This is a genomic window from Cellulosilyticum sp. (genome assembly GCF_982396655.1).
Genome location: NZ_CEVXFV010000081.1, coordinates 1 through 12,254, shown reverse-complemented (window position 1 = coordinate 12,254; position 12,254 = coordinate 1). Strand labels below are relative to the sequence as shown.

General features: G+C 34.0%; 11 protein-coding genes. 2 read left to right on the top strand and 9 right to left on the bottom strand.

The window, feature by feature from the left end:
* Window positions 1–235: 235 nt before the first annotated feature.
* From AC1VAQ_RS19945 to AC1VAQ_RS19925, 5 genes are all read right to left on the bottom strand, one after another.
* Window positions 236–1,978, bottom strand: coding sequence for an ATP-dependent metallopeptidase FtsH/Yme1/Tma family protein (locus tag AC1VAQ_RS19945; protein WP_302600150.1), 1,743 nt, complete (start codon window positions 1,976–1,978; stop codon window positions 236–238).
* A gap of 540 nt (window positions 1,979–2,518) precedes the next feature.
* The gene (locus AC1VAQ_RS19940; RefSeq protein WP_330697636.1) at window positions 2,519–3,172 is read right to left on the bottom strand and encodes a GntR family transcriptional regulator; all 654 of its coding nucleotides are present in this window, start codon (window positions 3,170–3,172) and stop codon (window positions 2,519–2,521) included.
* Window positions 3,173–3,267: 95 nt separating this feature from the next.
* A complete protein-coding gene (locus AC1VAQ_RS19935; protein ID WP_302600151.1) occupies window positions 3,268–4,527 on the bottom strand; it encodes an NTF2-like N-terminal transpeptidase domain-containing protein in 1,260 nt (419 codons plus the stop codon).
* Between the two features lie 232 nt (window positions 4,528–4,759).
* On the bottom strand, window positions 4,760–4,918 hold the full coding sequence (locus AC1VAQ_RS19930; protein ID WP_303244035.1) for a DUF1540 domain-containing protein: 159 nt from the start codon (window positions 4,916–4,918) through the stop codon (window positions 4,760–4,762).
* A 68-nt stretch (window positions 4,919–4,986) separates the two neighbouring features.
* Window positions 4,987–5,832, bottom strand: coding sequence for a phosphatase PAP2 family protein (locus tag AC1VAQ_RS19925; RefSeq protein WP_303244036.1), 846 nt, complete (start codon window positions 5,830–5,832; stop codon window positions 4,987–4,989).
* 251 nt (window positions 5,833–6,083) lie between these two features.
* On the opposite strand from AC1VAQ_RS19925, the gene AC1VAQ_RS19920 reads away from it, so the two are divergent.
* Together AC1VAQ_RS19920 and AC1VAQ_RS19915 are read left to right on the top strand one after the other, a co-directional pair.
* The gene (locus AC1VAQ_RS19920) at window positions 6,084–6,995 is read left to right on the top strand and encodes a tetratricopeptide repeat protein (protein ID WP_479904444.1); all 912 of its coding nucleotides are present in this window, start codon (window positions 6,084–6,086) and stop codon (window positions 6,993–6,995) included.
* A gap of 23 nt (window positions 6,996–7,018) precedes the next feature.
* Window positions 7,019–8,086, top strand: a complete 1,068-nt coding sequence (locus AC1VAQ_RS19915; RefSeq protein ID WP_302600200.1) for a sensor domain-containing diguanylate cyclase — start codon at window positions 7,019–7,021, stop codon at window positions 8,084–8,086.
* Window positions 8,087–8,249: 163 nt separating this feature from the next.
* Here AC1VAQ_RS19915 and deoD read toward each other — a convergent pair whose 3' ends face one another.
* The 4 genes from deoD to AC1VAQ_RS19895 all read right to left on the bottom strand — a co-directional run bounded on the left by deoD (window position 8,250) and on the right by AC1VAQ_RS19895 (window position 12,097).
* Entirely contained in the window at window positions 8,250–8,951 is a 702-nt protein-coding gene (gene deoD / locus AC1VAQ_RS19910) for a purine-nucleoside phosphorylase (RefSeq protein ID WP_302600201.1), read from the bottom strand.
* Window positions 8,952–9,082: 131 nt separating this feature from the next.
* Window positions 9,083–9,262, bottom strand: coding sequence for a hypothetical protein (locus AC1VAQ_RS19905; protein WP_302600202.1), 180 nt, complete (start codon window positions 9,260–9,262; stop codon window positions 9,083–9,085).
* Window positions 9,263–9,677: 415 nt separating this feature from the next.
* Window positions 9,678–10,421 (bottom strand): glycoside hydrolase family 73 protein, encoded by a 744-nt coding sequence (locus AC1VAQ_RS19900; RefSeq protein ID WP_479904443.1) that lies wholly within the window; start codon window positions 10,419–10,421, stop codon window positions 9,678–9,680.
* Window positions 10,422–10,522: 101 nt separating this feature from the next.
* Window positions 10,523–12,097 carry a hypothetical protein gene (locus AC1VAQ_RS19895; RefSeq protein WP_302600204.1) on the bottom strand — a complete coding sequence of 525 codons (1,575 nt, stop codon included), beginning with the start codon at window positions 12,095–12,097 and terminating at the stop codon, window positions 10,523–10,525.
* Window positions 12,098–12,254 lie beyond the last annotated feature (157 nt).

Sequence of the window (12,254 nt, the reverse complement as noted above, 5' to 3'; positions counted from 1 at the left end):
TAAAATCCTCCAATTTTTATGTTTTTTGAAATAAAAAAGGCTTCATAAGAAGCCCCAGATTGTTGACAAATGAATTTTCCCAAAATAAACTCACAAATTAAGTGAGGATTATTCAAGAAAATCTATTAAAATAGGGGTAAAAAGAGCAGTTTAGGTCCATTTTTACCTCTGTTTTCTATTTCTAGACTAGTAAAATACTATGGAAAAGTTAATTGTCTACAGCCTGAGCTAGCTTCTAAAAGAAGCTAGCTATTTCTTGTTCATTAAGTGTTTCTTTTTCAATTAAGCTTTCTGCAATAGCCTCAAGCCTATCTTGATAATCTAAAATTAATTCTTTTGTTTCTTCGTAAAGCTCTTCCATATATGAAATACTACGTTCCACAAATGCTTTATCATCTGTACTTTGTTTGCCCGTTAAAACATTTAGATTGACAAGACCATATGCGCCATCCATACCGTAACGCAGCATAATGTTGCGCATTGATTCACTGGCTTTTTCTATATCATTGCTGGCACCTGTTGTCACATGTTCTGCACCAAATATAATTTCCTCAGCAGCACGTCCTGCCAAACTGATTTTAATATTATTTAAAAGTTCCATCTTTGTAAGATACATTTTATCTTTAGGGATATTCATACTAAACCCGCCAAAGCCTTTTGTACTTGGAATAATTGTCACCTTTGTTACACTATTTTCTGGTGCAATAAGCTTTGTAACCAGTGCATGTCCCGCTTCATGGTAAGCTGTGATTCTTTGATCCATTTCACTGATACCACTACGGTCTTTCTTTTCTTTCCCAGCAACAACTGTGTAAAAGGCTGCATCAATTGACTCTTGGTCAATACAGCTTTTTTCCTTTGAAACTGCATAAATGGCAGCTTCATTTAAAAGATTTTCAAGCATTGCACCTGTAAAGTATACAGTTTGTTTCGCAAGTGCTGCAACATCCACATTTTCTGAAAGTGGTTTATTTTTAAGGTGAAGTTTAATAATCTGTTCTCTCGCTTTAAGGTCAGGATAACCCACCTCAATATGGCGGTCAAAACGGCCTGGACGAAGTAATGCGTCATCTAATGTATCAAGTCTATTAGTTGCAGCAATTACTACAATGCCCTCATCATTTTTGAAACCTGACATCTCTGTTAAAAGTGCATTTAATGTTTGGTCTTTTTCATCATTGCCTTGCATATTGCCATTGCCACGTTTTTTACCAATTGCATCAATTTCATCAATGAAGATAACAGCTTTGCCTTCTTTACGTGCTGTTTTAAAGATTTCTCTTACACGGCTCGCACCTACACCCACATACATTTGCATAAAGTCTGAACCACTTACTGAGAAAAAGGCTACCCCTGCTTCCTTAGCAATAGCTTTAGCAAGCAATGTCTTTCCTGTTCCTGGAGGGCCATAAAGAATAAACCCTTTAGGCATACGTGCACCCATTTTAGCAAATTTCTCTGGCTCTTTCATAAATGCAATGAGCTCACCTACTTGTTCTTTGGCTTCTTCATTTCCTGCAATATCACTAAAATCATGTACAAGCTCTTCTGGTTGTACTTTTTTATTTCCAATGCTCATCTTACCTTGTTGCCCTGTTTGACGTTTTACAGATTTATAAATAAATGCAAACATAGCAATCATTAAACCTGTGCTTATAATATATTGAATCGTTGAAACATTATTTTGTGCTTTCTCTATAACTTCTATATTATTTAAAAGTAATACCTCTTTTAAATCATCTCTTCTTGGATTATCTGTTGTATAAATTTTTTCATCATTTTTAAGTTTAAATTTTAAAGTAGAGGCATTGCTCATTTCTACTTTTTCAACTTGCTTGTTTTGTATATCTATTAAAAATTCATTATAACCTACTTTGTGCGCTATACTATGCTGTGCAAAAATCACACTAGCAAATAGCACTAATACACATAAACCAGCTATTAACATATTTCTTTTATGTCTTTTATCGTTTTTCATCTTACTACCTCCTAATGCCCTTTCCACTTATTAGGTGTAGGGGGTATGCGTTGAACCTATTATAACGTTCTTCTATCCCGTATTGCATTAGTAGGTCTATGGAAAAATAGTGGATTGCTGGCAAAAAAAATCGGAGAAAGACGACGGGTCTTTCTCCTTGAGAGAAGGTATTTTATTCTAGGGGTAGCAAATAATTAAATATTTGCTGTAACATCTGGGGGAAGTTACAAGTACATTATAGCAAGCTCGTGCCTGTAAGATTGCCTCAATTTTTTATTTTAATTTCAACTTTTTTATACAATTTTAAACAAAACATTTTTTCATTGTCTATTATTTATGTTTTTTTATGATTTTTGACTTCTAACTTGTTTTATTTGTCGAAACTACTTCCATTTATAGGTAATTTTTTACTCTTTTCTACATTTTCTACAATTTTCGATTTTCCCTATGCGCAAACTGACTAAAAACTTATAGATTCCGACATTTTTAGTGTTAAGTCCTTTTTTATACACAAAAGGTTACTTACAATATCCATTCGTCTTATGACAAATGGATATTATGAGTAACCTTTTCTAAATGGGCATTAATAAGCTCTTCTGCCTTATCGCCATCTCTATTTTTAATTGCTTCATAAATAGCACTGTGCTCTTCTAATAAGCCTTTTACCCTACCAGGTATGGCAATAGATTTCTTTCTTGTTTTCTGAATATAAGTATGAAAATCTGATAAAACGTGTTTGATAATTTTGCTTTTAGTTGCATTATAAATTGCGTCATGAAATGTATGATCTAAAGACTCAATTCGACTTAAATCGCCTTTGCTAGCATAAAATTCTGTAAGTTCTAAGATTTCTTGCATTTTTTCAAGTTCTTCTGGTGTAATACGTTCTGCAGCTAATCTTCCTGCAATTCCTTCTAGTTTGCTTCTTACCATGAAAATATCCTGTACATCTTCTTCTGTAATGCCGCATACTACCGTCTCCTTATTTGGAATTGAATACACTAGACCTTCTAATTCCAATTGCCTAATGGCTTCTCTTACAGGCGTACGGCTTACATTTAATTCATTGGCAATAGCTGATTCTCTTAATGTATCACCTGGTTTATATTTACCGTCTAATATAGACTGTCTTATCTTTTGAAATACTCTTTCTCTTAACGATGCTTTATCTGCCATATCAGATTCGTAGATCACTTTTTCCTCCTCGCCCAACTTATGGGCTATGTATAATGGTATACAATATATTTTAACAACTTTTATAAAACATTCAATACTAATTTACATTTCACTTAGTATTGAATCCATCTACCATCCTCACTTTGGTAAGCAACTATACTTTCTTTTAATGTACGATTTACAATTTGCCACCTTTCCTTCATCACATCTATCTGCGTATCCCATTTTAAAACAAGACGATAGACTCTATTTTCCATGCCACCTTCTACTTCTTCTCGGTTTGTAAGTTCTACTATTTCCATCATTTCTCCTTGTAAGTAGCCATCTCGTGTCACCTGATCTGCCTGAGTCTCTACCTTTAACTTCGCATTTTGAATATCTTTATCTTGAATAAACCATTCATTAAACAATTCTAGTTGTGCTGCCTTATTCCCTTCTGTAAAGTAGTCTCTTATACGGTTCGCCTCTTGCTCTTTAATATCCGCTAGATAATCATTATAAAAATCATTCACAAACATTTTCCATTTTTTCTTTCCATTTTCTGAAAGCTTTACATCTTCATAGTTTAAACTACAATTGGTATGCCCTACTGTAATCTCCGTCTTAAGCGGTTCAAGAACATCATAAGGACTCTTTATCGTTAATGTATATTCTCCTGGCAATATATCGCTAAAGTTTACTTTGGCCTTACCGGCTACTTTTTGAAGCTGACCTAAACTCACTTCCATCCCTTTAATAGTTTTAACCCCTACATTTACCATATCATAAGGTAATACTACCTCTGTTTGTTCTGGTATCTTAATCACCTGATGATAGTCCTTATAATCCGTTTCAGGAAATGTCACCTGTAACATATAATTTCCTGGTAACAAGCCTTCCTTGATGAACATTCCTTCATTTTGATTTGAAACGCTCTTCCCATTGATATAAACCTTGGCTAAAGCTGGTGCATAGATTGTCACATCTGACGTTTTAAAAGGGCTTACTATCTCCCATCTATTGCTATTCTTAACAAGCTGCAATTTATCTTCTTTACTTTGATTTTTAAAAGTATAGACAACCTTACAACTTGCTGTATTGCTGCCCTTTACAACAATGCTACCTACTTTTTGAACTTGTAATAACTTATTGGCATAAACCCCTTTATAATAATTAATCATTTGCTTTGACGTGACGCCTTTATCTATGCTTTCTTCATTTAATAATTTATAAGCTTTCTCATAGTTGCCGTTTTCTAGAGCCTTCGCATATCTTTCCACTGCCCTATTGGGTCCTGTATAGTAATTGTACCCAGCATATACTGCCTGCGCCGCAAAAAAAATCAAAAGGAGATATAATGCTCCTGTGATCATCCGATTATTCTTTTGCTTCATATCTCACCCCTCCTATTAGATATCTTATATATATGAGGGATGTCCATATTTTAGCACCAGCCTAAAAAACTCTTTTTGCTTATAATCTTATAATCTTATAACCTTGTAATTTTATAATCTTGTAACATAGAAAGGAGATGCACGAAATTTACTTCGCAACATCTCCTCCATTCAAAAGTGAAGCGCATCTTGCCGCTTCTTTAATTCTCTCTGCTTAGTGCATCACAAATTACTACTCTTTTTCATAGCTGGCACAATCGGCGCAGCCTGTATAAGTACCTTCTTGATTTTTTTCTCGTGCTACCTTAATTGCATTCAATGTACAATACTTTTCTGTTTTATCATGATATTTACACTCTGTAACCTCACAGTTAATACTCATGTTCATCATCTTCTAGCCACTCCTTCTATGCTACCTTATTTAATTAGTATGCATAATTTCAAAAGGAGTATACCTCCTTAATGACTTTTGGTAAATTTCTTAAAACAGTATGGTGCGCCAGCAAGCGCCCAAAGCATTACTATTGCATAGCGAATCATGTCAAAAGGCTTACCTGCTGGGAATATCTTTTTTAACCCTACTTGGAAAATAATAAGGCCTACAATTCCAACAATCACCTTTATGATTTGTATACGTCTTGGTTGTATTGGATTAAACCGGATATATTTCTGCTCGATAAATGCACCTACTGAAAAGCCCCAAATGCTGGCAATCGCTTTATATAAATCACCATCTACATTAAATATTAAGACAATAATAAAGGCAATGCTTGTCCCTAAAATATGCCATCTAGTAATCTCGCCTTCTTCATTCATAAGTCTATTGGCTACGATAATACTAGCAATCCCAAACAAAATGCCACCTACTACATCCATTGGCCAATGTACACCTAGGTACATTCTAGAAAGTGCTGTAAGTGCAATCATAATACAGCCTACCCAGATTACTGGCTTACGCTTTAAAACAAGCATGCTACTTCCCCAAAAGCTTGTAGCAGCTTGTGTATGGCCACTTGGGAATGAATAACTTGTAGCCGTTTGTACACGAATAGGTGATACCACACCTACTTGAAACGGTCTTGGCATCTTGATAATATTTTTTACAATACCATTTACACCTGTACTGCAAAAAATCATCCAAGCAAGACGTTTACTTTTAGCTTTATCCACACACCAATAAAGACTTGCAATAATAGCTGAAATAAACAAAGTCTCTGCCATCATGGTAATCATAGTCATTAAAAGTGTTAATGATTCCGTTCTTATCTGTTCGAGATACTGTAAAATTTGTATTTGTATTTCCATCTCATTCTCCTTTTATTCTACTATTCTAATCTTTTCATCTGTCCTTTTTATTTACTAATTGTTTAAATTTTACTTATTTTTTCCTATTTATATTGTACATCTTCTTTTTTTGCATTACAATATAGATAATTCAGTTAATTTAATTTGTTACTTTGTTTCTCTATATAGATTTCACATTTATAAAATTTAATTATTCATTACGTTATAACTATATGAACTCATTATTATTTCTTGATAAAGGAGGCATAATCATGCAAGAAAAAATCCTTACTATAGAGTGTACACCACATACATATTTTCAAAAAGCGTTATCAAGCGCCCATGAAGGTGCTATTGAAGAAGCTCTTCAATGCATTGATGCAGCTATTGTTTTTAGCAATAACTCTTCTTTTTACATTTATCAAAAAATGAAATTACTCTTTGATTTAGGCGCCTATGAAATCTGCACGCAATTTATTGCAATGCAGCTTGAGCACCTCTTCAAAAATGCTTCTCTTTATTTGGTATGTCGTTTCATTGATTATTATCAAAAAATCAATCAAGCCGACCTTACCCATTTACAAAAATTTTTAGAAGCAAAACATGTCCCATTTTGTTTGGCAACTGAATATAAAGATTTACTCTATCATCCTCATAAATCATTATTACCTCTTGCAAAAAAAGCATCCGTACAAGACCACCATACGCTTTGTATCAGCTACTGTGACCTTATTACTAAAACCCCTGAATTTACTTCTAATGCTGTCTACTTAAAAGCTTATTCCTATCATATGCTAGGTAATCTTACTAAAGCTAGACTCTGCTACTTAGAGCTTATTGCTTTAGAGCCTAATTCTGCCCTAGCATATAATAACTTAGGGCTTGTATTTATGGAAGAAGGCTTATATAAAGATGCGCTCAATGTTCTTCAAAAGGCTGTTTCACTTGCGCCTACCCATAAAGAATATCTCATGCATCTTGCTGAATGTCATTGCCGTTGTAAACAATATGGCGAAGCAGCCAAAATTTATGAAGGATTACACAAGGCTTTTCCTGATGATTTACAACCTTATTTTGACCTCTCTTATACCTATCGCAAATATAACAAAAAATTTTTATGCCATAAATATACGCAAAAAGTCAAAAAGAAACTTAAAATCCATCACCATGTGGAAAAGGACTAGTATCTCACAAAAGGAGTATTCTTATGGACAACAATGCGTTTGAAAAATACCAAATATTCACTGAAAAAACTATTGCTGATTTATCAAGCCAGATTACTATTTTAGAAGAAAAACTTAATGTTTTTACCAACCTGTTGGAAATAAGTAAATATATCAATCAGTATATCAAAAGTAAAGATCTATTTCCACTCATTAACGATATGCTTATTGGTGTATTTGGGGCTAAATATTCTACAATTTATATTAAGACCAACAATGACTATATTCCCGCTACGCCTAGTGAATTCTCATTTCCTTCCATTGAATCCGAGAAAAATCTGATTACCTTTCATCATGAGAAAGAATTCATTATAAATAGTAAAACCTCTATTTATCCTAGTAATCTTCACGCCACCCCCGTCTTCTCCTGCTTAGGCGTTCCTATTACCGTTAATAATGAAACGCTAGGTTTTATTATTATCCAGCATCAACAAAAGGCGTATTTTTCTGCACAACACGCTACTTTTTTATCTTCTTTAGCCAATCATGTCGGTGTAGCTATTGAAAACAACTTGCTCTATAACAAACTTAAAGAAACAGCTAATATTGATGTACTCACAGGTATTTTTAACAGGCGTTACTTTTTTGAAACACTCCATAATACTGCCCAACTAGATACTCAAAACTATACAATTGTCATGATTGATATTGATAACTTCAAGCATGTCAATGATACCTATGGTCACCTTTATGGTGATTTAGTTTTAAAGACAGTTTCTAAAATTATTAAAGAGCTCACCAGGCCAAACGACCTTATGGCACGTTATGGCGGCGAAGAAATTATTATTTTCTTTAACAACTTTACCAACTATACGGCTTTACTCAATCGTTTAGAAAGAATGCGTCAAGCGATTGAGACAACACCTATTTTAGATGCAGATGTTGCTATTTCCGTTACAGCTAGTTTTGGTGCTTATATTAAATATAATGAAACGCTCAGTTTTAAAGAAGTCATTGCAAAGGCTGATGCGAATCTCTATCTTGCTAAAGATAAGGGGAAAAATACAGTTTATATGAATAACCCATTATTGAGAAACCAACTAAAAACTTGAAATATACATGTACATAAGTTGTTTTCTCCCAATGATTTCACATTGCTTAAGATTACGAATAACTAAAGTTTATAAATGTGAAATCTATATAATACGATAAAAGGAGCTAACCCAATGGCTAGCTCCTTTTATCGTATAAGAAATTTTTATTTTTATATGTGATTTACGCAAGTTGTAATGCGATTTCCATCATTTGTGTAAATGTGTTTTGTCTTTCTTCAGCTGTTGTTTCTTCACCTGTAATAAGGTTATCAGAAATTGTTACCATAGCTAAAGCATTAACACCTGCTGCTGCTGCTTCCATGTAAAGTGCCGCTGCTTCCATTTCTACTGCAAGAACGCCCATTTTAGCCCATCTTTCAGTAGTTGTTGTATCAGCATTATAGAAAATATCAGAAGAAAGGATATTACCAACTTTGTAGTTAGCACCTACTTCTTTAGCTTTTTCTACTGCTTTTTCTAAAAGTTCATAACTTGCTGTTGCAGCAAATGTTCCTGGTAAGTTGTATTGTACAGCGTAGTTAGAGTTTGTACAAGCACCCATACCAAATACAATATGACGAAGTGGAAGCTCAGCACTCATACTTCCTGCTGAACCAATACGGATAAGATTTTTACAACCATATACATGAATAAGTTCATGTGAATAAATACCGATTGATGGCATACCCATTCCTGTTCCTTGAACAGAAATTCTTTTACCTTTATATGTTCCTGTATATCCAAACATATTTCTTACTGTATTGTATTGTACAACATCTTCTAAGAAATTGTCTGCGATGAATTTCGCTCTTAATGGATCTCCTGGTAATAAGACTGTTTCTGCAATATCCCCTGGTTTTGCTGCATTATGTGGTGTTGACATAGTTGTTCCTCCTAGAATCTAATATTTCAAAGCTTCTATGTATATATCATGTCCTTTTTTTCTATAGTTATGAAATAATAAGAATGCTTTTTTCGATTATACCATATTTTACTAAGGTTTGAATATAGTTTTCAGTTAAGTGTCTCCTTACCATTTAATATTCTTGTATTACAAGCCTTACAAACTTTTACCTTTTTATCTCCTTCTTTTACTTCCCATGCAAGTTTCACCCTAGGTCTATGACATACAGGACAAGTACCTCTTCCATATCCATCTCTTTTTAATGCTTTTCCCCTTTTAGTCTTTGCCATAAACATTGCCCCCTTATATCTATTAAACTTAAATATTTTATTATAGATTTCCCATTTATAAAATTTAGCTATTCATGATTTTTAGTCATGTGAAATCATTAAGAGAAACCTATTTATATAATGTATTCTTTAAAGTTATAGCTGGTTTCTCTATAAAATATATTAAAACTTTTTCCAAAAAATACTTGAAATAAAAAAATACATATGATATATTTATATATGTAATCGAACAAATGTTCGTTACAACATTTAAACATAAAATTACCTTAAATTTTACAAAAAAATTTTTATCAAACAAACATTCATAAACAAATATTCCAAACAACATTCTAACGTACAAATCAAAAAATAAGCCAATGGCTCAGCAGTTCACTCCCCAAGTTTTTCTGCTTACGCCATTGGCTTATTTTTCATATTATAAACTTGCTGCAAATTTGATTAACAAGGCACGTACATGCTCACACTTATAAGTCTTTTTATCCCATAGATTTCTTTGTGAAATAATATGTTTTTGTACAAGTGTGTCCACTGCTTTTTCATAGCTCCCCTCACCTGTTAATCTGCAAATAAGTGCTGGTGCATCTTTAAGTGTCATTAAATCCGTACGCTTCCACTTATTAAATTCTAGGGTAATCCCTGACTTTATAATCTTACTTAATGCATTAAATAAGTCTTCATCTACCGTGTTTGATAGGTCTCTCACATCATACTGTGCTAAATGATTGCTTTCAATTAAGCTGATGAGCTTCTGCGTATAACTAGGGTCTGTTGCATAACCGGCTTCATAAATATACTGGCAAGCTTTCTTATAATCCTTCTCACCTACAACTTTTGCATAACGCGCATTATAACGTAAAAAGTTACTGTGATCTTCAATACTTTCTTCCCAGCTATCATATGCCCTAAAACCTGCTAAAATGACCGTGCTATTTGCGTCATAATATTCTAGTGTATATCCTGTCCATACTTTACCACGCCAAGCTCCCGTAGCCTTAATGCCAAATAATGATTTTCCCTCTGTCGCTAGGCGGCTATTGCCATTATTGCTTTCAAGTATGGCTTGTGCAATCGTAAGACTTGCTAAAATATTAGAACGTTTACTGTCTGCCTGCGCTAAGGGTGCCACCTTTGCTATAAATTGCGCTCTCGTATATGCCATTTTTTCACCTTCCACATAGTATTATAGTCAAATAAGTTATTCTACTATACTATATGTCTTCTCGTTTTAGGACGTGCCACTGTATCTCCCTGATTGTTATACTAATTTACACTGATTTCTACCCCACCTACACTAATTTTATCAATCTCTGTTACTTCATCTGATAATTGATAAATAATCGTTGCTGTATCTTTTCCTATCTTTGTGGCATCTGAATATTCTTGTACGATACGCTTACCATCTTTCATGATAAGTGTAATAGGAAAATCATCTTCCATTTCTCTTTTAAATTCATCAAATTTTAAAACAACAGATAAATCTGTAAGGTCTACACTTTTTAACACAGGTTTTTCTGTCTCACTAAGCGTCACTGTTTGATCAACTTGGATGGTCTTTGCAGCCTTTGGTGCCATTTGTATTTCAAAGTCAAAACTATCTTCTGTTTTTACCTCAGCTACTATTCCGCTAAGGCACATTGTATATTGTTTGAGGTCTTCTATATCTTTGATTTTATAAGCCCTATAAGACATACATTTTGCCTTGCCATTTTCATCTGATTCACTTTGGCCTATGCCATAGGTCGTCTCAGCAAATTCACCTTGCTTATTCATAAATGCGATGCTATAGGACTCATCTTGGGTATCACCCATTAAGCGCATATGTAACTGCCCATCTACAAAGCCAATATTGTCAATCCAAAAATGTGGCATTTCCGCTACTAAATTCAGTTTTAACCCACCTTCAGTCAACAATACCTTTGGGCACTCTGCCAATTGCTGCATATATTCCTTATAATAGGCTTCATCTTCATCCTTTAATGCTGCTAAGTGTTCTGCTTCATATTCATCTATCTCTAGTGGCTGCGTTTTTAAAGCATCATTTTTATGCTCATTTAAATAAGCTACTAAATCCATTGCAGATGTATATTCTACATCTTTTTCTTCTAGATACTCGCCAAGACTTAGTACCATCTCCCCTTCAATCGGCTCATTTACACTGCCTTCTTTCAGAAAATATTTTTTATAACTTGGCGCATTCTCTACCTTATATTCCCCAAAGCTACTACTTGCAGAACCTGATATAAATTCTCCTACCATATCCTCTTCTTCTGTTCCACCATAGAGGAAGGCCATATACCCCTCTTCATCAACAGTACCATCTTCATTTATAAATGGCTTAAATGCTTCATCAATCTTTGCTAATGCCTTAACCTCTTCTTCTATGGTCACATTCTCAGGCATCTGCTCCCATAACTTCTGTTTTTCATATTCACTTTTACTCATCAAATCGTTGCCGAAGTTAAATGTACTATACACCTCTTCTAAAAAAGGTGTCTGATCCACATGCTCTACAGCTAAAAGCAGTTTATAAGTATATTGATCTGCCCAGATATACTCAGCAGTTACTTTAATATTTCCCATAGTTTTACTGATTCCTAAAGCTGTTCCTTGTGCTTTGATACGCTGAATCTTTGCCTGTTCTAATGCCTCATAGTCTATGTTTTCCCCTTCTTCTACCACTAATGTCTCACTCGACTTCTCCTCTACTACTGAGGCTGCTGTTGTTGCGGTTGCAACTGTTTTACTTACAGTCTCTTCACTTGCAAATACCATTGGACTCATTAATGATATACTCATTAAAAGCATTAATCCCCTTCTTACCTTCGCTAACTTCATTCTCATCCCTCTTTTCTTAATATATCTTTACCATGTAATAAAGAATGTATCGTTCTATTTTATCAGTAATAACAAGAATTTTCAATCAATATTCTTACTTCTGCAATCGAGTAGGAGGATAACCATTAATTGATTATCCGACCTCTCACACCACCGT

Excerpts from the sequence above, each read along its gene's own strand:
- AC1VAQ_RS19945 (WP_302600150.1), bottom strand. The coding sequence starts at position 1,978 with ATGAAAAACGATAAAAGACATAAAAGAAATATGTTAATAGCTGGTTTA.
- AC1VAQ_RS19935 (WP_302600151.1), bottom strand. The coding sequence starts at position 4,527 with ATGAAGCAAAAGAATAATCGGATGATCACAGGAGCATTATATCTCCTT.
- AC1VAQ_RS19930 (WP_303244035.1), bottom strand. The coding sequence starts at position 4,918 with ATGATGAACATGAGTATTAACTGTGAGGTTACAGAGTGTAAATATCAT.
- AC1VAQ_RS19925 (WP_303244036.1), bottom strand. The coding sequence starts at position 5,832 with ATGGAAATACAAATACAAATTTTACAGTATCTCGAACAGATAAGAACG.
- AC1VAQ_RS19920 (WP_479904444.1), top strand. The coding sequence starts at position 6,084 with ATGCAAGAAAAAATCCTTACTATAGAGTGTACACCACATACATATTTT.
- AC1VAQ_RS19915 (WP_302600200.1), top strand. The coding sequence starts at position 7,019 with ATGGACAACAATGCGTTTGAAAAATACCAAATATTCACTGAAAAAACT.
- deoD (WP_302600201.1), bottom strand. The coding sequence starts at position 8,951 with ATGTCAACACCACATAATGCAGCAAAACCAGGGGATATTGCAGAAACA.
- AC1VAQ_RS19905 (WP_302600202.1), bottom strand. The coding sequence starts at position 9,262 with ATGGCAAAGACTAAAAGGGGAAAAGCATTAAAAAGAGATGGATATGGA.
- AC1VAQ_RS19900 (WP_479904443.1), bottom strand. The coding sequence starts at position 10,421 with ATGGCATATACGAGAGCGCAATTTATAGCAAAGGTGGCACCCTTAGCG.
- AC1VAQ_RS19895 (WP_302600204.1), bottom strand. The coding sequence starts at position 12,097 with ATGAAGTTAGCGAAGGTAAGAAGGGGATTAATGCTTTTAATGAGTATA.